The sequence below is a fragment of the Rhodovulum sp. 12E13 genome, assembly GCF_003340565.1.
Lineage (GTDB): Bacteria > Pseudomonadota > Alphaproteobacteria > Rhodobacterales > Rhodobacteraceae > HLUCCA09.
Genome location: NZ_QPLK01000003.1, coordinates 1 through 22,525 on the forward strand (window position 1 = coordinate 1; position 22,525 = coordinate 22,525).

Below are 22,525 nucleotides of genomic sequence, written 5' to 3' on the forward strand. Positions count from 1 at the left end.
TCGGCGCCTTCGGCTTCAGGTCGCGGAGGTTTCCCACCCCATGCCGCCTCAGGCAGCGGTCGAGGCCCGAGCGCGAGACGTTCGGATTGAGAAACTCGCGCACCACGGCGAGCAGGTCGTCGAGCGGCAGCAGAAGGGTCGTCCGCAGCGCGACCGCCACGGCCTCCTGCGCCGGTGTCAGTGTCGTCTGCAGCCGGTGCGGGGTGTGGCTTCGGTCCTCGGTGCTGTCCCGGCCCCGCCACTTCCAAACCGTCTGCTCGGAGATGCCGTAGCGCTCCGCCACCTTCCAGGCCGGCTCGGTGCTCGCCTGGATCGCAGCCCGGATCTTCGGCGTTGTCGTCGCCTGCTTGTGAAGAGAGATCAGCATGCCCGCCCCCCGACCAGAACCTCGCTCAGGATCGAGCGTGCCACGAACAGTGCCCGTCGGCGAGAGTCGATGTGATCATCCGGGATGGGACACCTACTTCCAGCAGAGTTTTCGGACGCTCCGTTCCCTCCGCCAGATTGTTTTTCGCCCGCCTTCCCCCGTAACACCCTGAAGACAAGGGTGGTTTCGGGTGTTGGTAGTCCACCTTCATGGCTGTATCGAAGCGTGTCCGCGAAAACCGCGTTGATAAGCGCTTGCTTCCACTCTTAGTCGTGTTTTTTCCCTACATCCCGCGGCCTTGAGGCAAGCGTCCGGCTTGACCGCTCTGCCGACGGCGGTTCGCGGGGGATACAGGCACACTGCTTGCCCCGGTGCCATCTGTGACGACCCGCCGGTGCGCGGACCCCGGAGGGCACGACCCGTACAGGGCTCGTTTAGCCGCTTGCCGTTCGGTCAGGTTGTGATAGCGGTTGAGCCGGACGAACGGGCGGAGGCGAGGGGCGACATGCGCAGGTCGATGATCGGTGTGATCGTGGCGGGGATCGTGGTCGCGGCCCGGATCGCCCCCGCGCAGGATGCAGCGCCGCCCCCGGCCGTCGTGGTCGCCCCGGCGGCCGTGACGCAACTCGCGCAGACGGTCACGCTGAACGGCCGGCTCGAGGCGGACAGCCGCGTCAACCTGCAGGCCCGCGTCTCGGGCTTCCTGCAGGAGGTCGCCTTCGCGCCCGGCGCGCGGGTCGAGGAGGGCGACGTGCTGTTCCGCATGGAGCCCGGCCCCTACGCCGCCGCGGTGCAGGAGGCCGAGGGCGCGCTCGCCGCCGCCCGTGCCGCGCGGGCGCTCGCGCAGGTGGAGCGCGACCGGCAGGCCGAGTTGCTCGCCCGCGAAGCGGCGCCGCAGGCCGCGGTCGACCGTGCGGAAGCGGCCCTCGCCCAGGCCGAGGCCGACGTCACCCGCCTCGAGGGGACGCTCGAGCGCGCGCGGCTCGACCTTTCCTACACCGAGATCACGGCCCCCTTCGCCGGGCGCGTCGGCACGGCCGAGGTCGACGCGGGCGCGCTGATCGGTCCCGAGACGGGCACGCTGGCCACCCTGATCAAGCTCGACCCGATCCATGCCGAGGCGTCGATTGCCACCGCCACGCTGCGCACCTTCCTCGAGGCGGTGGAGGCCGGCCAGGCCAGCGCCGAGGGCGCCGCGCGGCTGATCCTCGCCAATGGCAGCGAATACCCGCGCGACGGCACGATCGACTTCATCGACAGCGAGGTGACGCAGGGCACCGACACGGTGCGCATCCGCGCCCGCTTCGACAATCCCGAGGGGCGGCTGCTCGACGCCGAGCTCGTGCGCATCGTGCTGCGGCAGGCCACGCCCACCGAAGTGCTCGCCATCCCCCAGACCGGCGTGCAGCGCGACCTGCAGGGCGCCTTCGCGATGGTCGTGGACGACGCCGGCACGGTGGAGCGGCGGCGCATCGAGGTCGCGCGCGTCACGCAGGGCCTCGCGGTGATCGCGTCCGGGCTCGAGGCGGGCGAGCGCGTCGTCACCGAGGGCGTCAACAAGGTGCGCCCGGGGCTCACGGTCGACGCGGCCGAGGCGGGCGGCTGATGCTCTCGTCGGTGTTCATCGAGCGGCCGCGGCTCGCCGCGGTCATCTCGATCGTGCTGTTCCTCGCCGGCCTGATCGCGCTCACGCGGATGCCGGTGGAGCAATACCCCGACATCGTGCCGCCACAGGTGCAGGTGATCGCCGCCTATCCCGGCGCGGGGGCCGAGGTGACCGAGCAGACCGTCGCGCAGGTCATCGAGGACAAGGTGATCGGCGTCGACGACATGCTCTACATGCGCTCGACCTCGGGCGCCGACGGCACCTACATCCTGACTGTCTCGTTCGAGGTCGGCACCGACCCCGACATCGCGACAGTCAACGTGCAGAACCGCGTCGCGCTGGCCGAGCCGCTCCTGCCGCCCGAGGTGCGCCAGCTCGGCGTGCGGGTGGCGAAGGCCTCGTCGTCGCTGCTCATGGGCATCGTCCTCTACTCCGAGGACGAGCGGGTGGACGGGCCGACGCTGACCAATTTCGCCACGCTCAACCTGCTCGACCGGCTCAAGCGCGTGCCGGGGGTGGGCGATGCCAAGGTGTTCGCCGCCAACCAGTTCGCCATGCGGGTCGCGCTCGACACCGACCGCCTCGCCGCCCTGTCGCTGACGCCAGACGACGTGCTGGCGGCCCTGCGCAGCCAGAACGTGCAGGCGGCCATCGGGCGGGTCGGCGCGCAGCCCATGGTCGACGACCCCGGCCTGCAGCTCAACATCACCACCTCTGGCCGCCTGTCGGACCCGGCCGAGTTCGAGCGGGTGATCCTGCGCGCCGCGCCCGACGGCTCGGTGCTGCGCGTGGGAGACGTCGCGCGGGTGACGCTGGGGGCCAACAACCTCGACGTGGGCACCACCCACGACGGCGCGCCGGCCACTCTGATCGGCGTCTATCTCGCGCCCGGCGGCAACGCGCTGGCCGCCGCCGAGGGTGTCAAGCACGCGGTCGAGCAGGCGCGGGCGAGCTTTCCCGACGGGGCGGTCTCGGCCTTCGTCTCGGACAACTCGATCTTCGTGGAAGAGAGCATCACCGAGGTCGAGCACACGCTGGTCGAAGCCTTTATCCTCGTCATCCTCGTCGTGTTCGTCTTTCTCGGGTCGCTCCGCGCGACCCTCGTGCCGCTCGTCGCCGTGCCGGTGGCCCTCGTCGGCACCTTCGCGGTGATGAGCGCGATGGGCTTTTCGCTCAACACGGTGTCGCTGCTCGCGCTGGTGCTCGCCATCGGCATCGTCGTCGACGACGCCATCGTGGTGGTCGAGGCGATCGAGGCCAAGATGGCCGAAGACCATTCGCTGACGCCGGCCGAGGCAGCCCGCGCCGCGATGGGCGAGATCACCGGCGCCATCGTGGCGATCACGCTTGTGCTCTTGTCGGTCTTCGTGCCCGTGGCGTTCATCCCCGGCCTGTCGGGGCAGCTCTTCCAGCAGTTCGCCGTGGCGGTGTCGGTGTCGATGGTGATCTCGGCGATCAACGCGCTCACCCTCTCGCCCGCCCTCTGCGCCATCATCCTCAAACCGCACCACGGGCCGAAGCGGGGCGTCATGGGCTGGATCTCGGCCCGGATCGACGGGGCGCGCGACGGCTATGCCCGCGTCGCCGGCGCCATCGCCCGCCGTGCCGTGCTGGGCGTGGCGCTCCTGCTGGGCGCGCTGGTGCTGACGGGCGCGCTCTTCCGCGTCACGCCCACCGGCTTCCTGCCGGCCGAGGACCAGGGCTCCTTCATCGTCGAGACCCGGCTGCCCGAGGGGGCTTCGCTGCCCCGCACCGCCGCCGCGCAGGCGCAGGTGGAAGACATCGTGGCGGGCCTGCCGGGCGTCGCCTCGGTCACCTCGGTCACCGGCTTCTCGATCCTCGACGGCATCACCAAGTCGAACGCCGCCTTCGCCCTCGTCACCATGGCCCCCTTCGAGGAGCGCACCACCGACGACGAGAGCGCCTTCGCCGCCATCGCGCAGACCGCCCTGCAGGGGGCGGGCATCCGCGAGGCGCAGGTGCTGCCCTTCAACCTGCCGCCGATCGCCGGGCTCGGCTCGGGTGCGGGCTTCGAGTTCCAGCTGCTCGACACCGCGGGGCGGCCGGCCGACGAACTGGCCGCCGTCGCCCGCGGGTTGGCGCTGGCCGCCAACCAGCACCCTGATCTGTCGGGCGTCTATACCACCTTCGCCGCCGACAGCCCGCAGCTCTTCCTCGATATCGACCGCGAGCGCCTCTACGCGCTGGGCGTGCCCGTCTCGGCGCTGTTCTCGGCGCTGAACGCCACGATGGGCACGGCCTATGTCAACGATTTCAACCTGTTCGGCCGGTCGTGGCAGGTGCGCATGACCGCGCGGGGCGAAGACCGGGCCGAGGCCGGAGACATCGCCCGCGTCCATGTCCGCTCGGCCACGGGCGAGATGGTGCCGGTGGGCGCCGTCGCGACGCCGCGCTACACGGTCGGCCCGATGCAGCTCCAGCGGTACAACAACCTGCGCTCGGTGACGATCTCGGGCGAGCCCGCGCCCGGCGTCTCGACCGGCGCCGCGCTCGCCGCGATGGAGGCGGTCGCGGCCGAGACGCTGCCGGCAGGCTACACCTTCGAGTGGACGGGCACCTCGCTGCAGGAAAAGCAGGCCGCGGGCCAGACAGGGCCGATCCTTATCATGGCCGTGCTCTTCGCCTACCTGTTCCTCGTGGGCCTCTACGAAAGCTGGACGATCCCCGTTCCGGTGCTGCTCTCGGTCGCCTTCGGCGTGCTCGGCGCGGTGCTGGCGCTCCTTCTCACCGGCCTGCCCTTCAACATCTACGCCCAGATCGGCCTCGTCGTGCTGATCGCGCTGGCGGCCAAGAACGCGATCCTGATCGTCGAGTTCGCCAAGGCCAAGCGCGAGGCCGGCATGGCCATCGTCGAGGCGGCGACCGAGGGGGCGCGCGCCCGCTTTCGCGCGGTGATGATGACGAGCTTCGCCTTCATCGCCGGCCTGATCCCGCTGGTCACCGCCGAGGGCGCCTCGATGCTCGCGCGCCGCTCGGTCGGCACGGGCGTCGCGGGGGGCATGTTGGCGGCGGCGGCCGTGGGGATCTTCGTGATCCCCGCGCTTTACGTCGTCTTCCAGCGCTTGCGCGAGCGGGTGAAGGGCGCGCGGGCGGCCGGTGCCGAAGGAGAGCCGGGCTGAGCGGAGGCACCGCAGAGCGGTGCCTGCCGCCGGTCAGAACAGCGCGCGCGCGGCGAGAAGGCTCGCCGCGAGCGCCAGAAGCCCCGACCAGAGCGCAAGCTCGGCCGGGGCGGGCGGCTCGGCGGGCCGCCGCGGGGTGCCGCGGCCGGGGCCGAACCACGGCGCCCGGCTCGCCAGGCCGAGCGTCAGCGCGAAGGCGAGAAGGGCGAGGTCAGACACCGGCGAAGCCCCCCCGCAGCGCCACCCCGATCACGCCCAGCACCAGCGAGCCGATCACCAGCCGCACCAGCCACTTCAGCGTGTCCTCGATCGAGTGCAGCCGCTTTTCGACCATCGCCCGGTGCACCTCGTCGACCGCCGTGCGGGTCTCGAGGGCGTTGAGCCGCCGCTCGGCTTGAAGGCGCCAGTCGGCCTCGGTCATGCCCCCCTCCACTCGGAGAGCGCCGCGTTGGGCGCGGTGGGGCGGGCGGCCGCCATGGCGGCCTCGCGCGCCTCCGGGGCCGCGGCGTCGGGGGGATCCGCCTCCCCTGCCCCGGCGCCCGCCTCCAACGCCCGCAGCGCCCCGATACCGGCCGTCACCTGCGGCGCCCGCGCCAGCGTCGTCGCGATCGAGCGCTGGAAGTCCTGGCTCTTGGCCTGGTGGCGCGCGCCGAAGTAGAAGCTCACGACCGCCCCCAGCAGCCACCAGAGCGGCTCGGGGACCAGCGCGATCCCCTGCATCCGCTCGGCAAACCAGATCGGGTCGACCATCGCCGCCACGAACAGCCCCAGGGTGCCGAGCGCCATCGCCGGCCGCGGGACACGGTTGAGCCCGTCGATCAGCCGGTCGAACCGCCCGCGCCGCTCCACCCCGAACTCGGCGGCGAACTGCGCCAGCGCCGCCTCGGCCCGCCGGTGATCGCGCGCCGCGTCGTTCTCGGCATTGACGCGGAACACCTCGACCGTGTCGCGCACCACGTTGCGCTCGCCGAACAGCAGGTCGACCAGCCAGGCCACCCCCCCGCTCAGCCCCATGCGGCCACCCGAGCGCGGTGCTCGGCCTCCGACAGATGGAAACGCGGGCTGATGAACTCCTCCGCGCGCGCGATCCAGCCCCCCTTGCCGCCGTCGCGCCGGCGCGCGAACTTGCGCGATCGCGGGCGCCGATCGGCGAGATCGTAATAGTAGTTCCGCCGGGCGATGCCGTAGGCGTCGGCGATGTGGTCGGGCGCCTTCGCCGCCGCGGCCTTGGCCGCCGCGATGGTCTGCGGCCCGATCACCCCGTCGACGGCCACCTCCTCGCCCATCTCGCACAGCAGCCGCTGCAGGATGCTCACCGCGTTCGCGCCCGCGTTCACATACATGTCGAAGACCGAGGGCTGCAGCGCCTCGGGCAGCGACGAGATGCGCGGCCTGGCGTAGTAGTGCTCGAGAAAGATCTCGACCGCCTGGTTCCGGCTGAGCCGCTTCACGTCGGCCGGGCTGACCCGCCCGTCGCCGTCGAGGTCCATCCCCAGACCGCGCATCGTGTGGATGGTGACGCCGTACTTTGTGGCGCCGCCGGGGTCGTCGGGGTCGTTCACGTAGCCGCCTTCGCGCGCCACGATCTCGCGGGCGAGCGTCTCGACGTCCTTCATCGCAGATCCTCCTGACCGGTTCGATCGGCCGGGAGACTCCGCGACTTGGTTTAACGGCGGTAAAGCACGGCGCGCGGTGCCTCGGGGGGCGCCCCCCTTGCCACCCCGCATCGCTGCCGCTCGCACCGGGGTCTCTCGCCCGTCAAGCTGCGATGTCGGTCGGAGTCACCGCCGCTCAGGCCGATCAGGACCAATCAGGGCAGGCGTGCGCCCGCACGGCTCGCCGTCCCGGCCGGCATGCTCTCGACCGGCAGGCCCGTCACCGGCACCACGGCGGGGTCAGTGACTCTGGGCGCGCGGGCGCCGGGCCGCGACGAGCGCCCCCGCGGCCAGGATACCGCCCGCAGGCTCTCAGCGCATGAGCACCACGGGGATCCGGCACGAGCGGATCATCTCTGTCGTGGTCGAGCCGATGACCAGCGTGCGGATGCGCGAATGGCCGTAGGCCCCCATCACCAGCAGGTCGATGCCGCCCTGCTCCACGACCTCGCCGAGCGCCTTGCCCGGATGACCGCGCAGCACGTGCGCCTCTGCCGCGTGCCCGCCCGCCTCCAGCGTCGCGCGGGCGTCGTCGAGGGCGCGGCGCGTCTGCCCCGTCTCGGCACCGGCCGTGGCCACCACGACGTCGAGCCCGGCGAAGAGCGGATTGCGCGCCACGTAGTCGACCGCTTTCATCGAAGACACGCCGCCGTCATAGGCGATCAGGACACGGCTGATCGGCCGGAACGCGCGATTGGCGACAAAGACCGGCTTGTGGCTGGCCCGCACGATCCGCTCGAAGTTCGAGCCGAGATGCGGCGCCTCGAGCCCCGCCGCCTCGCCCCGCTTGCCGATCAGGATCATGTCGGCCGCCCCTTCCTTGGCCGCGACTGTCTCGACGATGTCGCCGCTGCGCAGACGGGTGACGACGTCTTCCACACCGTCGCCCGCCATCAGCGCCCTGGCATCCTCGAGGATCGCGCGGCCATGCGCCTGCGAGAGCCTCGCGTGCTGCTCGTCGAGCGCGCTCAGCTTCTCCAGCAGGTCGGACCGGGCCCCCAGCTTGATCGACCCCGACAGGTCGCGCTGCGCGGGCGTGCGCCGCGGGTCGAGCACGTGGTAGAGCTTGACCTGCGCGCCGGTGCGGCGGGCGATCCAGGCCGCGTGGCGGCAAACGCTCTCGGAATAGGCCGAGCCGTCGACCAGCGCCATCAGCGTCGGGGACAAGGACTCGGACACGGTTACCGACATGGGGCCCTCCCTAGTGCTCCATCAGCTTGTCCATCGCGCCGGGCTTGTCGTGCACGGCGAGCTGGTCGACGATCGTCTCGGAGGCTTCGTTCATGCCGACGATCTCCACCTCGGCCCCCTCGCGGCGGAATTTCAGCACCGCCATGTCGAGCGCGGCGACCGACGAGACGTCCCAGATATGGGCGCGGCTGACGTCGATCGTGACACGCTCAAGCGCCTCGCGGAAGTCGAACGCGGCCATGAAATCCTCGGCGGAGGCGAAGAAGAGCTGCCCCTCGACCCTGTAGGTGCGCGTGCGGCCGTCGGGCGAGATCTCCGAGGTCACGCGGAAGAACAGCGCGATCTTGCCGGCAAAGAAGATGCCGGAGAGCAGCACGCCCGTCAGAACGCCGATCGCGAGGTTGTGGGTATAGACGGTCACCACCACCGTCGCGAGCATCACGATGGACGACGAGCGCGGATGCTCGCGCAGGTTCCTGATCGAGGTCCACGAGAAGGTGCCGATCGAGACCATGATCATGATCGCCACCAGCGCCGGCATCGGGATCTGGCCCACGAGGTCGCCCAGCACCACGATCATGAACAGCAGGGAGACCCCGGCCACGAAGGTCGACAGCCGGCCGCGCCCGCCCGACTTCACGTTGATGATCGACTGCCCGATCATCGCGCAGCCGGCCATGCCGCCGATGAAGCCGGTCGCGGTGTTGGCGATTCCCTGGCCGATGCACTCCTGGTTGCGGTCGCTCGTCGTGTCGGTCAGGTCGTCGACGATGGTCTGCGTCATCAGGCTCTCGAGCAGGCCCACGGCGGCGACCGCCAGAGAATAGGGCAGGATGATCTGCAGCGTCTCCAGCGTCAGCGGAATGTCGGGGATCAGGAACACCGGCAGCGTGTCGGGCAGATCGCCCATGTCGGAGACCGTGCGCACGTCGAGGCCGAGCGCCATGGCGGCGGCGGTGAGAAGGACGATGGTGACGAGCGGCGAGGGAATGGCCGTCGTCAGAAGCGGAAAGAGGTAGATGATCGCGAGCCCCGCCGCGACCATGGCGTAGGTGATCCAGGTGACACCGGTCAGCTCCGGCACCTGCGCCAGGAAGATCAGGATCGCCAGCGCGTTGACGAAGCCGGTGATCACCGACCGCGAGACGAAGCGCATCAGGCGGCCGAGCCTCGCCGCCCCGGCGGCGATCTGGATGAGCCCGGCGAGCACCGTCGCGGCCAACAGGTATTCCAGCCCGTGCTCCTTGACGAGCGTGACCATGAGCACGGCGGTGGCCGCAGTGGCGGCCGAGATCATGCCGGGCCGCCCCCCGGTGATCGCCACGATCACCGCGATCGAGAACGAGGCGTAGAGCCCGACCTTGGGATCGACGCCGGCGATGATCGAAAAGGCGATGGCCTCGGGGATCAGCGCGAGCGCCACGACGATCCCGGCGAGGATGTCGCCGCGGACGTTGCCGATCCATTGGTCGCGATAGACGTAGAGCGCGTTCATGCTTCCCCGTGAGCCGGTGCGACGACGCCGGTGCGGGGCGTGCCGTGTCGATGTGCGGTGGCGGTCCGCCGGACGGCCCGTGAAGTGCGCCGCCCGGCACGCGGCCGGGCGTGACGGATACGTGCCCCCACCTACAGGATCTGCTCTCGGTTGCAACCGGGCGGAGCCGGAGACCGCCCGACATGCGCCGGCGGGACCACCCTGCCCCGGCCCGAGCCTTGCGCCGGCCTGGATCGGTGCGCCTCTGCGGCCCGTGCGCCTCTGCGGCCCGTGCGCCTCTGTTGCCCGTGCGCCGCAGCGGGGCTCCGGGCCGGGCGGGCGGTCGGCACCGCCCTGGCCCCCGCTTCACCAGCCCGACAGGGCGCGCGGCCCCATCGGCCCCACGAATACGGGTCGCGGGCAAGAGGCCGCACCTTTCGGCGCGGTCGGCGGGCCGGATGCGCCCCTGCCCGGCTCTCCGCCCTTGCTCAGCGGTCAGTCAGGGCAGACAGCCGCCCGTATCAGCCGCCCGCCTCGGGGCCGCCCTCGCCGTGCTGCCAGACGCCCTGCTCCTTCAGCGCGTCGGTCACTTCCTTTGGCATGTAGGTCTCGTCGTGGCGGGCGAGGATCTCTGTCGCCACGAACGTGCCGTCTATCATCGAACCGGTGCCGACCATGCCCTCGCCCTCGCCGAAAAGGTCGGGCAGAACACCGGTATAGGCCACGGGCACCGACGCGCCGCCATCTGTCACGTGGAAGGTCACCGTCTCGCCCTGGCCGCGCATCAGGGTGCCCTCCTCCACCAGCCCGCCGATGCGGAACACCTCTGTCGGAGGCGGCATGGCGGCGACCACCTCGGAGGGCGGCCGGAAGAAGTTGATGCCGTCGCGCATGGCGTATCCGATCAGCGCGGTGGAGCCGGCCAGCGCCACCGCCGCGACGGCGATGATCTGGATGCGGCGTTGTTTCTTGAGGCTTTTCATGCGGTCTCGGTCCCTGGCGATGTCGCGTGCGCGCCCGTCACGAATGAATATGTCTCACGGAAAGACCGGCGCAAGCATGAGGCCATCCGTCTCGGGCCGCCCGAGCATCACGTTGGCGTTCTGCACCGCCTGCCCCGAGGCGCCCTTTACCAGGTTGTCGAGCACCGCATAGATCGTCGCGCGGCCGGGACGCCGCTCGGCCACCACCGAGAGATGCACGAGGTTCGAGCCGCGCACATGGTGCGTGCTCGGCACCTGCCCCTCGGGCAGGACGTGCAGGAAGGGCTCGCCCGCATACGCCTCTGCCAGCGCGGCACGAATCGCCCCCGCTTCGCCCGAGACGTAGGCGGCGGCGAGGATGCCGCGATTGCCGGGGATCAGCGTCGGCGTGAACTGCACCGCCACCTCGCGGCCCGCGGCGCGGCTCAGCTCCTGGTCGAACTCGCCGAGATGCCGGTGCGTGCCTCCCGTGCCGTAGGGCTGCCAGCCCTCCGACAGCTCGGCATGGAGCAGGTTTTCCTTCGGCGACCGGCCCGCCCCGCTGACCCCGCACTTGAGGTCGAGGATGATGTCGTCGGTGCCAATCGCGCCCGCGCGCACGGCAGGCAGGAGCGCGTAGAGCCCGGTCGCCACGTTGCACCCGGTGCCGGCGACAAGCCGCGCGGCGCGGATCTCGTCGCGGTAGAATTCGGTCAGGCCATAGACGGCAGATGCCTGCAGCTGGGGCGCCGCGTGCGGCTTGCCATACCAGCGCTCGTAAGCGACCGCGTCGCGCAGGCGGAAATCGGCAGAGAGGTCGACGACCCTCAGATCGCCCGGCAACCCCGCGATCACCTGCTGTGTCGTTGCATGAGGAAGCGCACAGAACGCAATGTCGACGGAGGAAAAATCGACATCCTCGATCCGCTGGAGCTGCGGCAGCTCGAGGTGGCGCAGGTGCGGAAAGACCTCGGCCATCGCCAGCCCCGCCTTGCGGTCGGCCGTCAGCGCCGCGATCTCCATCGCGGGATGGGTGGCGATCAGGCGCACCAGTTCCGCCCCCGTGTAGCCGGAGGCCCCGAGAATGGCTGCGCGGTGTGTCATGGGCGGCGTCCTTCCTCTGCGACCGGCGAGCGCCCTACCTCCGATCAAGGGCCGGGGGCAAGCCGGGCGCGCACGGTCTCAGGCCGCGTCGAAGCGGATCTCGCGGCGCAGGAACTGCGTCGCCCGGCTCGACACCCGCCGAGTGTCGCCGGTCGTGAGGAAGGCGCCCGCCTCGCCCGCCCCCCGCATCTCGGGCCGCCGGCCCAGATAGTCGGCAAGGCTCTCGGCCACGATGCTGGCCTGCGAGTAGACCTGCACCCCCTCTCCCAGCGCGTCCTGGAAGATCTCTTCCATCAGGGGGTAATGGGTGCAGCCCAGCACCGCCGCCTCGGGCTGGGGCATCTTGCGCTTCAGCGCGTCGACGTGGGAGCGCACGAGCGCCTCGGCGAGGATCATGTCGCCCTCCTCGATCGCGTCGACCACCCCGCCGCAGGCCTGCGCCTCGACGTCGACGCCGATGGCGCGGAAGGCGAGCTCGCGCTGGAAGGCGCGGCTGGCCACCGTCGCGGGCGTGGCGAACAGGGCGACATGCTTCACCGCCACCTCGCGGGGCGGAGAATTGTCGCCCCATTGCCGCTCGGTCAGAGCCTCGATCAGCGGCACGAAGACGCCGAGTACCCGCTTGTCGCGCGGCACCCACGACTCCTGCATCCGCCGCAGCGCCGCCGCCGAGGCCGTGTTGCAGGCCAGGATCACGAGGTCGCAGCCCGCCGCCCAGAGCCGCTCCACGCCCCGGCAGGTCAGATCGTAGACCGCATCGGCGTCGCGCACCCCGTAGGGCGCGTGCAGGTTGTCGCCGTAATAGACGAAGGCCACCTCGGGCAGACGCCGCTCGAGCGCAGAGAGCACCGTCAGCCCGCCGAGCCCCGAGTCGAACACCCCGACCGCCATCAGTAGACGCGCCCCCCCTCGCGGCCGCCCTCCGGGCGATGCCGCGCCTCGAACTCGAAGCCGAGCTGCGCCGCGTTGAGCGGCTCGGGCGACAGCGCGTAGGTCTGCGCGCGCAGGAACTCCATCATCGCCTTCGTGTCGCGGGCATGGGGCGCCAGCCGCTCGGGCGGGATCGGCTCGCCGATCACCATGCGCACGGGCTCGTCGATCCGCGCGCGGAACTCCTTGATCAGCAGCGCCATGCGCAGCGTGGTGTGCAGGTGGCTGGCGATCTGGAACAGGCGGCTATTGTGCCCCTCGAAGTAGATCGGCACCACCGCCGCCCCGCTCTTGGTGATCATCCGCGCGGTGAAGCCGCGCCATCCCGGATCCATCGGCCGGCCGAAGGGCCGCGCCGACGTCGCCACCGTCCCGCCCGGGAAGATCCCGATCGCGCCGCCGGCGGCGAGGTAGCGCAGGCACTCCTTGCGAGTCTCGATGTTCTGGCGCATCGCCTCCTTCGTCTCGTCGAAGTCGACCGGCAGGATGACGCGGTTGAGCTCTTGGGCGCGGCGGAACACCCGGTTGGCGAGGATGCGGAAGTCGCCCCGCGTGCGGCTGAGGATGTGGCCCATCATCAGCCCGTCGAGGATGCCGTAGGGGTGGTTGGCGATCAGGATGAGCGGCCCCTCGGCCGGGATGTTGTCGAGAGCCCCGCCGACGATGTCGAGGCTCAGACCGTAGCGGCGCACCATCACCTCCCAGAAATCCTCGCCGGCGGCGACCTGCCGCTCGTAGCCGTCGGCCCGGCGGATCAGCCCCAGGCGCCCCGTCGCGTTCTCGAGCACCCGGATCACGGCGCGCCCCGAGCGCGAGCGGGCGGTCGAGGCATAGCTGATGTCGCGTGCCACGTGTCGGGCGGCGGGTGAAAGACGAGTGTCAGGCATGGCGTTGCGCGTGGTTGACCCTGAGGCGTCGGATAACCGGGTCGGGCCAGTCTGGCGAGCGTTTATGTCGGGCGCGCGACGTTTTCCACGATCACTCCGCCGCGAGCGGCGGCGCCTCGCGTCCGTCTCGGATCGCGGCGACGAGATGCCGGCGCCGCTCCTCTGCCGCCTCGGCCGCGGCCTCCTTCACCGGGCCGAACCCCCTGATACGCAGCGGCAATTCGGCGAGTTCGCGCACCGCGTCGCGGGTCCGGGGCGTGACGCGGGCGAGTGCCTCCGCAAGGTCGTTCTCGTATTGGCGCAGAAGCGCACGCTCGAGCCTGCGATCGGCGCCGTAGCCGAACGGGTCGAGCGGCGTGCCGCGCAGAAACCTCAGCCGTACCAGCGGCTTGAGCAGTGCGGGCAACCACGGCCCGAAGGCGCGCTTGCGCGGCCGCCCGTCGGCTCCGGGGCGCGACAGGAGCGGCGGCGCGAGGTGGTAGGTGAGCCGCAGATCGCCCTCGAACGCCTCTTGCGCCTTGCCGCGGGTCTCGAGCAGAAGACGGGCGACCTCGTATTCGTCCTTGTAGGCCAGGAGCTTGTGATAGCCTTTCGCCACCGGGGCGCGCAGATCTTCGGGCGCGGCGTCGACGAGCTTGCGATAGCGGCGGGCAAGGCGCGGGCCCTGGTAGGCGGTCAGGTGCCGCTCGCGCTCGGCGATCAGCGCCTCGGTGGTCTGCGGCATCGCCACGACCCGTGGCGCGGCCACTGCCTGCGGGTCGTGAACCGCCCAGCGGCCGAGCTCGAAGGCGCGGATATTGGCGTCGACCGCTGCGCCGTTAAGGCGGATGGCCTCGTGGATCGCGGATTTGTCGAGCGGGATCAGGCCCTTCTGCCAGGCTGCACCGGCAAGAGCCATGTTGGCGTAGATCGCGTCTCCGAGCAGCCGCTGCGCCAGCGCGGTCGCGTCGAGCAGCGTCAGCCCGTCGCCGATGCGCCCGCGCAGTCGCTCCTCCAGCGCCGCGCCCGGCAGGGCGAAGTCGGGGTCCTGGGTGAAGCTGCCGGTGGGCGTCAGATGCGCGTTGACCGCGGCGCGCGTGGCGCCGGGGCGCATCAGGGCACGGGTCTGCGCGGTGGCGGTCGTCACGAGATCGCCGCCGATCACCGCGTCGGCCTGCCCGGTCGAGATGCGTATCGCGCTGATGTCAGAGGGATTTTCCGCAATGCGGCAATGGATGTGCACCGCGCCGCCCTTCTGCGCCAGGCCCGCCATCTCGATCACGCCCGCGCCCTTCCCCTGCAGGTGGGAAGCCATGGCGAGCACGGCGCCGATCGTCACCGCGCCGGTACCGCCGATGCCGGTCACGACGATGTTCCACGTGCCCGCGATCGGGGGCCGCTCGGGTTCGGGAAGGTCAGGGATCGCAAGGTCTTGCGCGGCGGGCTTGCGCGGCGTGCCGCCCTCGACCGTAACGAAGGAGGGGCAGAAACCCTTGAGGCACGACAGGTCGGCGTTGCAGCCCGACTGGTCGATCTGCCGCTTGCGGCCGAAGGAGGTCTCGAGCGGCAGGATCGCCACGCAGTTCGACTGCACGCCGCAATCGCCACATCCCTCGCACACGTCGGGGTCGATGAAGACGCGGCGGTCGATCTTTGGGAACGTGCCCTTGCGCCGCCGCCGCCGCTTTTCAGCGGCGCAGGTCTGAACGTAAAGAAGGGCTGTCACCCCCTTGATCGCGCTCAGCTCTTTCTGAACGGCGTCGAGCGCGTCGCGGTGATGCAGCCGCACGCCGGGCGGAAAGGCCAGCCCCTCTACCCCCTCGGCCCCGTCATGCACGACCGCGACCCGCGCCACGCCCATAGCGGTCAGTTCGGCGGCGATGCGTTCCGGTCCGAGGCCGCCGTCATTGGCCTGCCCGCCGGTCATGGCGACGGCGTCGTTGTAGAGGATCTTGTAGGTGATGTTCACGCCCGCGGCGATGGCCGCGCGGATCGCCTGGATGCCGGAATGGTTGTAGGTTCCGTCGCCAAGGTTCTGGAAGACATGGGGCCTTTCCGAAAACGGCGCCTCGCCGATCCAGTTCGCCCCCTCGGCGCCCATGTGGGTGAAGCCCTCGTTGGCGCGGTCCATCCACAGCGCCATGGTATGGCAGCCGATGCCGCCCCCCGCCCGCGCGCCCTCGGGCACGCGCGTCGATGTGTTGTGCGGGCAGCCGGCGCAGAAATAGGGACGCCGTTGTGCAAGGTCGCCGCCCTCGACGGGCACAGCGCGCAGGGCAGCAAGACGTTCGGAAAGCTGCGCCCCGCCGATCCCCTCGGAGAGAAGAATATCTCCCAGTCGCAGGGCGATGGAGGTCGGATCGAGAGCGCCGTGCTCGGGGAAGAGCGGGCCGTCGGCACCTTGCGCGCCCCAGAGTCGCAGGGGCCGGCCGAAGAGCGCGCGCGCCACCTGCGGCTCAATCACCTTGCGCTTTTCCTCGACGCAGATCACGAGGCCCAGCCCCTCGGCCCAGTCGCGCAGGCCCTTCTCCTCGAGCGGCCAGGTCTGCCCTACTTTCCAGCTGGTTATACCCGCCTCCGTGCAGGCGGCATCGTCGAGCCCGAGCAGATCGAGCGCCGACGCGAGGTCGAGCCACGACTTGCCCGCCGCGACGAGACCGATCCGCGCCCCGTGCCGCCCATGCCCCCGCCGGTCGATCGCGTTGGCACGGGCAAAGGCGCGGGCGGCGGGCCATTTCCAGGCCACCAGCCGCTCCTCCTGGGCGACCCAGTGATCGCCAGGCCGGATCGACAGCCCGCCCTCGGGGAGCGAAAAGTCGGGCGATTCGAATGACATGCGGTCGGGCCGGCCGTCGACGACCGACGAGCTTTCCACCGTGTCCTTGACCGCCTTCATGCCCGCCCAGAGCCCGGAAAACCGCGACATCGCAATGCCGTAGAGGCCGAAGTCGAGTATGTCCTGAACTCCGGCGGGGTAGAGCACGGGGATGCCCGCGTCGATCAGCGCGAGATCCGACTGGTGGCAGGTGGTGGAGCTCTCGCCGGTGTGGTCGTCGCCCGCCACCGCCAGCACGCCCCCTTTCGCCGCCGTGCCGGCGAGGTTGGCATGCCGCAGCGCGTCGCCCGACCGGTCGACCCCCGGGCCCTTGCCATACCACAGCCCGAAGACGCCCTCGACGCGCCCCTCGCCCCGCAGCGCCGCCTGCTGCGTGCCCCAGAGCGCGGTCGCGGCGAGATCCTCGTTGAGAGCCGGCTGAAAGATCACCCCCGCGTCAGCGAGCGCGCCGGAGGCGCCCTGCATCGCCATGTCGAGCCCGCCGAGCGGCGAGCCGCGATAGCCGGTGACATAGCCCCCCGTGTGCCAGCCCGTTGCCCGGTCACGCGCCGCCTGCATGAGCACCAAACGCACCAGAGCCTGCGTGCCCGAGAGCAGCACCGGGCTGCGGGCGAGGTCGAACCGGTCGGTCAGCCTGACATCGTGTCTCGTCATGCGCGCTCTCCCGCTGCCACGCTACAGGCCGGCGGCGCCCCGCCACAAGGCACATTCCCGCGTGCCCTGCGACGGCGGAGCCGTTGCCAACGCACCGCCGCCCGTGTCAGAGCGACCTGACAGCGGAGCGGAGATGCCGGGGCGCCCGCCCCATGGGTGAAGCATGGACTGGGACAAGCTGAGAATCTTCCACGCCGTCGCCGATGCCGGCTCGCTCACCCATGCGGGCGAGCAGCTGCACCTGTCGCAATCGGCCGTGTCGCGCCAGATCCGTGCGCTGGAGGAGATGCTCAACACCACGCTCTTCCACCGGCACGCCCGCGGGCTGATCCTGACCGAGCAGGGCGAGCTGTTGTTCGACGCGACCCGGGCCATGCGCAAGCGGCTCGACGCCGCCGCCGCCCGCATCCGCGACAGCGAGGAAGAGGTGTTCGGCGAGCTGCGCGTGACCACCACGATCGGCTTCGGCTCGATGTGGCTCGCGCCCCGGCTGACGCGCCTTTACGAGCAGTATCCACAGCTCAACATCGACCTGATGCTCGAGGAGCGGGTGCTCGACCTGCCGATGCGCGAGGCCGACGTGGCGATCCGGATGAAGGAGCCCTCCCAGGCCGACCTGATCCGCAAGCGGCTGATGGGCGTGCGGATGCGCCTCTACGCGGCGCCCGACTACCTGTCGCGGGCAGGAACCCCGGAGAGCGTCGACGACATGCGCAGCCATCGCCTGATCTGCCAGGCGCCGGGCGGCGTGCAGGTCAGCGCCGGGGCGCAACTGGTGCAGTGGCTGCTGACCCACGACATCCCGTCGCGGCTGACGGTGAACAACTATTTCGGCGTGCTGCAGGGCACGATCAACGGCCTCGGCATCGGTGTGTTGCCCGACTACATCGTCGAGAACGCGCCGCACCTGACACGTGTGCTGCCGCAGGTGGAAAGCAACGAAGTGCCCGTCTTCCTCGCCTATCCCGAAGAGCTGCGCCAATCGCGCCGGATCGCGGCGTTCCGCGACTTCGTCATCGCGGAAATCCAGGCGCACAGGCGCAAGCTCGGTCCGGCCGCCTGAGGCGCGGCCGACGCAGGGGCAGCGATTCTCGCTTCGGTTGAGTCACCCATGCGCCACAGGCAGAGCGGCCATGCCGTGCCGAGACGGTTTTCATCTTGCCCGCGCACTTTGGCGACATCTATATCTCCAAAGAGCGGTCGCGTTCGCGCGGTCGTTCTTTACCTCCCTGTTGGACTTGGGCCGAGACTTGTGCTCGGCCTTTTTTTTGGCCGATCGCTTCCGGCCGGGCTGCCCTTTCCCTCGTCCCGCCTCTCGCCTAAGACAGACGCCAGCCGAGGGGGGATGGAATGCGCGCGCCCGAAACCACGCCGGAGCCCGAGATCGAGATCACGCCAGAGATCGTCGCCGAGCACGGCATCGCCGAGGACGAGTACGCCGAGATCCTGCGCCTGCTGAACCGGCCGCCCAACCTGACCGAACTCGGCATCTTCTCGGCCATGTGGAACGAGCACTGCTCCTACAAGTCGTCGAAGAAGTGGCTACGCACCCTGCCCACCACTGGCGAGCATGTCATCTGCGGCCCCGGCGAGAACGCGGGCGTCGTGGCCATCGGCCCCGACGCCGAGGGCAACGAGCTCGCCTGCGTCTTCAAGATGGAGAGCCACAACCACCCTTCCTACATTGAGCCCTACCAGGGCGCGGCCACGGGTGTGGGCGGCATCCTGCGCGACGTCTTCACCATGGGCGCCCGGCCCGTCGCGGCGATGAACGCGCTGTCCTTCGGCGCCCCCGACCATCCGCGCACGCGCGCCCTCGTCTCTGGCGTGGTGGCGGGCATCGGCGGCTACGGCAACGCCTTCGGCGTGCCCACCGTGGGCGGCGAGACGCGCTTTCATCCCGCCTACGACGGCAACTGCCTCGTCAACGCCTTCGCCGCCGGCCTCGTGCGGGCCGACCGGATCTTCTATTCCGCCGCGAGCGGCGTCGGCATGCCCGTCGTCTATCTCGGCGCCAGGACGGGGCGCGACGGGGTGGGCGGCGCCACCATGGCCTCGGCCGAGTTCGGCGAGGAGGTCGCCGAGAAGCGCCCCACCGTGCAGGTCGGCGACCCCTTCACCGAGAAGCGCCTGATGGAGGCCTGCCTCGAGCTGATGGAGACGGGGGCCGTCATCTCGATCCAGGACATGGGCGCGGCCGGCCTCACCTGCTCGGCCGTCGAGATGGGCGACAAGGGCGGCCTGGGCATTCGCCTCGACCTCGACCGTGTGCCCTGCCGCGAGACCGGCATGACCGCCTACGAGATGATGCTCTCGGAAAGCCAGGAGCGGATGCTCATGGTGCTGCGCCCCGAGAAGGAGGCCGAGGCGCGCGCGATCTTCGACAAGTGGGATCTCGACTTCGCCGTGATCGGCGAGACGCTGCCCGAGGACCGGTTCCTGATCGAGCATGGCGGGCGCACCTGCGCCGACCTGCCGCTCGCGGCCCTCTCCGGCAACGCCCCCGAATACGACCGCCCTTGGGAGGAGACGCCGCCCGCCCCGGAGCTGGACCCTGTGCCGGAGGTGGACGCGATCGACGCGCTCAAGATCCTGCTCGCGGCGCCGAGCTATGCCCACAAGGCCTGGATCTGGGAGCAGTACGACAGCCAGGTCATGGCCGACACCGTGCGCGGGCCCGGCCTCGGCGCGGGCGTCGTGCGCATCCACGGCACCGAGCGCGCGCTCGCCTTCACCGCCGACGTCACGCCGCGCTACGTCGAGGCCAATCCCTTCGAGGGGGGCAAGCAGGCGGTAGCCGAGGCCTGCCGCAACCTCGCCGCCCTCGGCGCGCGCCCCCTCGCCGTCACCGACAACCTCAATTTCGGCAACCCGGAAAAGCCCGGGATCATGGGCCAGATCGTCGGCGCCATCCGCGGCATCGGCGCCGCCTGCGGCGCGCTCGGCTGTCCCGTCGTCTCGGGCAACGTCTCGCTCTACAACGAGACCGAGGGGCGCCCGATCCTGCCCACCCCCACGATCGGCGCCGTGGGCCTGATCGACGACGTGGGCGAGATGATCGACCGCGTCCCCCGCGACGGCCACGTGGCCCTCGTGCTGGGCGAGACAAGAGGGCATCTCGGCCGCTCCGCCCTTCTGTGGGAGGTGTTCAACCGCACCGACGGCGACGCGCCCCCGGTTGACCTCGCGGCCGAGGCGAAGCACGCCGACTTCATCCGCGACAACCGCGACTGGATCGACGCCTGCACCGACCTCTCCGACGGCGGCCTCGCGCTGGCCGCCTTCGAGATGGCCGAATCCGCCTGCGTCGGCGTGACGCTCGACGCCGCCGACTGCGCCACCCTCTTCGGCGAGGACCAGGCGCGCTATCTCATCGCCTGCTCGTTCGACAAGGCCGAGGCGCTCATGGTCGCCGCCTCGCGCGCGGGCGTTCCGCTCGTCACCGTCGGCCGCTTCGGCGGCGACCAGGTGCGCATGGGCGCCTCCCAGGCCACGCTCGACGAGCTTTCCTCGCTCTGGCGCGGCGCCTTCGCCGCCATGATGGAGGGCTGAGGCCCCGTCCCGTCCCCATCATCTTGGCCGAAATACTCCGGGGGGAGCCGCCCGGCACGGGCGGCCGGGGGGCAGCGCCCCCCGTCCCGTCCTTCCCCCCTGCACCGCCGGCGGGCGGCCTGTGCGCTCCCGCCCCCTTGGCATCCCCGCCGGGCCTGATAGGTGAGGCGAGTGATCAAGCTCGACATCTTCTCCGACCCCGTGTGCCCGTGGTGCTTCATCGGCAAGGCCCGGCTCGATGCCGCGCTTTCCGAGCGGCCCGACCACCCCTTCACGATCGAATACCACCCGTTCCAGCTGAACCCCGACATGCCGCGCGAAGGGATGGACCGGCGCGCCTACCTCGAGGCCAAGTTCGGCGGAAAGGCGGGCGCGGCCGAGGTGTATGCCCGCATCGACGCGGCGGCTGCCGAGGCGGGGCTCGAGATCGACTGGGGCCGGATCGAGCGCACGCCCAACACGCTCGACGCGCACCGCCTGATCCACTGGGCGGGTATCGAGGGGCGGCAGATCGCGGTCGTCTCCGGCCTCTTTCGCGCCTACTTCCTCGAGGGCCGCGACATCGGCGACCGCGACGTGCTGGCCGACATCGCCGACGGGGCGGGGCTCGACGCCGCTATGATCCATCGCCTTCTCGCCGCGGACGCCGACGCCGCAGAGATCGCCGCGCGCGACGCCCATGCCCGCGAGCGCGGCGTCACCGGCGTGCCGACCCATATCGTCGCGACCCGGCACGTCGTGCCGGGTGCCCAGCCGACCGAGCTGTGGGTGCAGCTGATCGACGAGATCGCGGAGCAGATCGGCCGATGAGCCCGCCCGACCTGCGCCACCCATCGGGCCACGAGCCCGGGCGGGCTCGCCTTCCTCGCCCGCCCCAGCCCGGTCTTGCGCGCGAGCGCCTGTCGCAGCCCGAATTCATCGCGCTCATGGCGATGCTGTTCTCGACGATCGCCTTCTCGATCGACGCGATGCTGCCTGCCCTGCCCGAGATCGCGCAGGAACTGACGCCCGACGCGCCCAACCGCGCGCAGCTCATCGTCACCTCCTTCGTGCTCGGCATGGGGGTGGGCACGCTGGTCACCGGCCCGCTCTCCGACGCGGTGGGGCGCAAGCCCGTCATTCTCTGGGGTGCCGTGCTCTACTGCACCGGCGCGGCGCTGGCCTGGGCGGCGCAGTCGCTCGAGCTGGTGCTCGCCGCGCGGGTGATCCAGGGCCTCGGCGCGGCCGGCCCGCGCGTGGTGGCGCTCGCCATCATCCGCGACCTTTACGCGGGCCGCGGCATGGCGCGGCTGATGTCGTTCATGATGGTGATCTTCACGCTCGTGCCCGCCCTCGCCCCGGCCATGGGGGCCGGCATCATCGCGCTGACCGGCTGGCGCGGCATCTTCGCCGCCTTCCTGATCTTCTCGGCCATCGGCGCCACCTGGCTGGCGCTGCGCCAGGCCGAGACGCTGCCGCCCGAGCGCCGCCGCCCCTTCCGCCCCGCGGCGCTCGCGGAGGGCGTGCGCGAGATCCTCGGCACCCGGGTCGTCGCGCTTGCCATCGCGGCGCTCGCGCTCTGCTTCGGCATCCTGTTCGCCACGCTCTCGTCGGTGCAGCAGATCTTCGACGTCGCCTTCGGCCGCGGCGAGAGCTTTCACCTCTGGTTCGGCATCATCGCCATCGTCGCCGGCACGTCGAGCCTGATCAACGCCGGCATCGTCGAGCGGCTGGGGATGCGGGTGATCGTGACCGGCATGCTGGGGGCGCAGATCGCCGCGACCGCGCTGGTCAACGTGCTGTTCTGGTCGGGCGCGGTCTCGGGCGACGTGGCCTTCGCCGTCTACGTCCTGTGGACGACCGGCGTCTTCTTCCAGGCCGGGCTGACGCTCGGCAACCTCAACGCGCTGGCGATGGAGCCGATGGGCCATCTCGCGGGCCTCACCGCCTCGGTCGCTGGCGCCATCGGCACCGTCATGGCCGTGGCGCTCGCCGTGCCCATCGGGCTGATGTTCGACGGCACGCCGCGCCCGCTGATGCTGGGCACGCTGGCGCTCGCAACCGGGGCCTTCGCGTTGATGCGCCTGCTGCGCCGGGCGGAAGAGGCCGACGGCCCGCGGCCCGCCCGCTCGGCGGCCGAGTGATACCCAACCGAGCCCTGCCACGGAACAGCCGCCGCTGCCGTCCGCTTTCCCAATAAAGGGAGACG

17 protein-coding genes and 1 pseudogene are annotated in these 22,525 nt (G+C 70.9%); 6 read left to right on the forward strand and 12 right to left on the reverse strand.

What is annotated here, in order from left to right:
* Positions 1 to 367, reverse strand: a pseudogene (locus DLJ49_RS03260) (IS481 family transposase); the annotation flags it as partial.
* 505 nt (positions 368 to 872) lie between these two features.
* On the opposite strand from DLJ49_RS03260, the gene DLJ49_RS03265 reads away from it, so the two are divergent.
* On the forward strand, positions 873 to 1,973 hold the full coding sequence (locus tag DLJ49_RS03265; protein WP_115392097.1) for an efflux RND transporter periplasmic adaptor subunit: 1,101 nt from the start codon (positions 873 to 875) through the stop codon (positions 1,971 to 1,973).
* Positions 1,973 to 5,113 carry an efflux RND transporter permease subunit gene (locus DLJ49_RS03270; protein ID WP_115392098.1) on the forward strand — a complete coding sequence of 1,047 codons (3,141 nt, stop codon included), beginning with the start codon at positions 1,973 to 1,975 and terminating at the stop codon, positions 5,111 to 5,113. Before DLJ49_RS03265 ends, DLJ49_RS03270 begins: the two co-directional genes overlap by 1 nt.
* A 33-nt stretch (positions 5,114 to 5,146) precedes the next feature.
* Here the strand turns inward: DLJ49_RS03270 and DLJ49_RS03275 are convergent, their stop codons facing one another.
* The 11 genes from DLJ49_RS03275 to DLJ49_RS03325 all read right to left on the reverse strand — a co-directional run bounded on the left by DLJ49_RS03275 (position 5,147) and on the right by DLJ49_RS03325 (position 16,785).
* Positions 5,147 to 5,332 carry a hypothetical protein gene (locus DLJ49_RS03275; RefSeq protein ID WP_115392099.1) on the reverse strand — a complete coding sequence of 62 codons (186 nt, stop codon included), beginning with the start codon at positions 5,330 to 5,332 and terminating at the stop codon, positions 5,147 to 5,149.
* Entirely contained in the window at positions 5,325 to 5,534 is a 210-nt protein-coding gene (locus DLJ49_RS03280) for a pseudouridine synthase (protein WP_115392100.1), read from the reverse strand. Before DLJ49_RS03280 ends, DLJ49_RS03275 begins: the two co-directional genes overlap by 8 nt.
* On the reverse strand, positions 5,531 to 6,127 hold the full coding sequence (locus DLJ49_RS03285; protein ID WP_115392101.1) for a holin family protein: 597 nt from the start codon (positions 6,125 to 6,127) through the stop codon (positions 5,531 to 5,533). The genes DLJ49_RS03280 and DLJ49_RS03285 overlap by 4 nt, the downstream gene beginning before the upstream one ends.
* Positions 6,118 to 6,729 (reverse strand): holin-associated N-acetylmuramidase, encoded by a 612-nt coding sequence (locus DLJ49_RS03290; RefSeq protein ID WP_115392102.1) that lies wholly within the window; start codon positions 6,727 to 6,729, stop codon positions 6,118 to 6,120. Before DLJ49_RS03290 ends, DLJ49_RS03285 begins: the two co-directional genes overlap by 10 nt.
* Before the next feature lie 351 nt (positions 6,730 to 7,080).
* Positions 7,081 to 7,935 carry a universal stress protein gene (locus DLJ49_RS03295; protein ID WP_115392327.1) on the reverse strand — a complete coding sequence of 285 codons (855 nt, stop codon included), beginning with the start codon at positions 7,933 to 7,935 and terminating at the stop codon, positions 7,081 to 7,083.
* A gap of 34 nt (positions 7,936 to 7,969) precedes the next feature.
* On the reverse strand, positions 7,970 to 9,454 hold the full coding sequence (locus DLJ49_RS03300; RefSeq protein WP_115392103.1) for a SulP family inorganic anion transporter: 1,485 nt from the start codon (positions 9,452 to 9,454) through the stop codon (positions 7,970 to 7,972).
* Positions 9,455 to 9,954: 500 nt separating this feature from the next.
* Positions 9,955 to 10,416: a cytochrome c maturation protein CcmE gene (gene ccmE / locus DLJ49_RS03305; protein ID WP_115392104.1), complete on the reverse strand. Its 462-nt coding sequence runs from the start codon at positions 10,414 to 10,416 to the stop codon at positions 9,955 to 9,957.
* A 54-nt stretch (positions 10,417 to 10,470) separates the two neighbouring features.
* Complete coding sequence (argC, locus tag DLJ49_RS03310) at positions 10,471 to 11,499, reverse strand: N-acetyl-gamma-glutamyl-phosphate reductase (protein ID WP_115392105.1); 1,029 nt, start codon at positions 11,497 to 11,499, stop codon at positions 10,471 to 10,473.
* Between the two features lie 78 nt (positions 11,500 to 11,577).
* The gene (murI, locus tag DLJ49_RS03315; RefSeq protein ID WP_115392106.1) at positions 11,578 to 12,390 is read right to left on the reverse strand and encodes a glutamate racemase; all 813 of its coding nucleotides are present in this window, start codon (positions 12,388 to 12,390) and stop codon (positions 11,578 to 11,580) included.
* On the reverse strand, positions 12,390 to 13,316 hold the full coding sequence (locus DLJ49_RS03320) for a lysophospholipid acyltransferase family protein (protein ID WP_115392107.1): 927 nt from the start codon (positions 13,314 to 13,316) through the stop codon (positions 12,390 to 12,392). Before DLJ49_RS03320 ends, murI begins: the two co-directional genes overlap by 1 nt.
* Before the next feature lie 91 nt (positions 13,317 to 13,407).
* Positions 13,408 to 16,785 carry an indolepyruvate ferredoxin oxidoreductase family protein gene (locus DLJ49_RS03325; RefSeq protein ID WP_115392108.1) on the reverse strand — a complete coding sequence of 1,126 codons (3,378 nt, stop codon included), beginning with the start codon at positions 16,783 to 16,785 and terminating at the stop codon, positions 13,408 to 13,410.
* 163 nt (positions 16,786 to 16,948) lie between these two features.
* Between DLJ49_RS03325 and DLJ49_RS03330 the strand changes: the two genes are divergently transcribed.
* The 4 genes from DLJ49_RS03330 to DLJ49_RS03345 all read left to right on the forward strand — a co-directional run bounded on the left by DLJ49_RS03330 (position 16,949) and on the right by DLJ49_RS03345 (position 22,460).
* Positions 16,949 to 17,848: a LysR family transcriptional regulator gene (locus tag DLJ49_RS03330; RefSeq protein WP_115392109.1), complete on the forward strand. Its 900-nt coding sequence runs from the start codon at positions 16,949 to 16,951 to the stop codon at positions 17,846 to 17,848.
* A 287-nt stretch (positions 17,849 to 18,135) separates the two neighbouring features.
* Entirely contained in the window at positions 18,136 to 20,337 is a 2,202-nt protein-coding gene (purL, locus tag DLJ49_RS03335) for a phosphoribosylformylglycinamidine synthase subunit PurL (RefSeq protein WP_115392110.1), read from the forward strand.
* Between the two features lie 171 nt (positions 20,338 to 20,508).
* A complete protein-coding gene (locus DLJ49_RS03340; RefSeq protein ID WP_115392111.1) occupies positions 20,509 to 21,147 on the forward strand; it encodes a DsbA family oxidoreductase in 639 nt (212 codons plus the stop codon).
* 116 nt (positions 21,148 to 21,263) lie between these two features.
* Positions 21,264 to 22,460: an MFS transporter gene (locus tag DLJ49_RS03345; protein WP_233488717.1), complete on the forward strand. Its 1,197-nt coding sequence runs from the start codon at positions 21,264 to 21,266 to the stop codon at positions 22,458 to 22,460.
* The last annotated feature ends 65 nt before the right edge of the window (positions 22,461 to 22,525 follow it).

Excerpts from the sequence above, each read along its gene's own strand:
- DLJ49_RS03270 (WP_115392098.1), top strand. The coding sequence starts at position 1,973 with ATGCTCTCGTCGGTGTTCATCGAGCGGCCGCGGCTCGCCGCGGTCATC.
- ccmE (WP_115392104.1), bottom strand. The coding sequence starts at position 10,416 with ATGAAAAGCCTCAAGAAACAACGCCGCATCCAGATCATCGCCGTCGCG.
- DLJ49_RS03325 (WP_115392108.1), bottom strand. The coding sequence starts at position 16,785 with ATGACGAGACACGATGTCAGGCTGACCGACCGGTTCGACCTCGCCCGC.
- DLJ49_RS03290 (WP_115392102.1), bottom strand. The coding sequence starts at position 6,729 with ATGAAGGACGTCGAGACGCTCGCCCGCGAGATCGTGGCGCGCGAAGGC.
- purL (WP_115392110.1), top strand. The coding sequence starts at position 18,136 with ATGCGCGCGCCCGAAACCACGCCGGAGCCCGAGATCGAGATCACGCCA.
- DLJ49_RS03320 (WP_115392107.1), bottom strand. The coding sequence starts at position 13,316 with ATGCCTGACACTCGTCTTTCACCCGCCGCCCGACACGTGGCACGCGAC.
- DLJ49_RS03330 (WP_115392109.1), top strand. The coding sequence starts at position 16,949 with ATGGACTGGGACAAGCTGAGAATCTTCCACGCCGTCGCCGATGCCGGC.
- DLJ49_RS03280 (WP_115392100.1), bottom strand. The coding sequence starts at position 5,534 with ATGACCGAGGCCGACTGGCGCCTTCAAGCCGAGCGGCGGCTCAACGCC.
- DLJ49_RS03345 (WP_233488717.1), top strand. The coding sequence starts at position 21,264 with ATGGCGATGCTGTTCTCGACGATCGCCTTCTCGATCGACGCGATGCTG.
- murI (WP_115392106.1), bottom strand. The coding sequence starts at position 12,390 with ATGGCGGTCGGGGTGTTCGACTCGGGGCTCGGCGGGCTGACGGTGCTC.
- DLJ49_RS03300 (WP_115392103.1), bottom strand. The coding sequence starts at position 9,454 with ATGAACGCGCTCTACGTCTATCGCGACCAATGGATCGGCAACGTCCGC.
- DLJ49_RS03285 (WP_115392101.1), bottom strand. The coding sequence starts at position 6,127 with ATGGGGCTGAGCGGGGGGGTGGCCTGGCTGGTCGACCTGCTGTTCGGC.
- DLJ49_RS03265 (WP_115392097.1), top strand. The coding sequence starts at position 873 with ATGCGCAGGTCGATGATCGGTGTGATCGTGGCGGGGATCGTGGTCGCG.
- argC (WP_115392105.1), bottom strand. The coding sequence starts at position 11,499 with ATGACACACCGCGCAGCCATTCTCGGGGCCTCCGGCTACACGGGGGCG.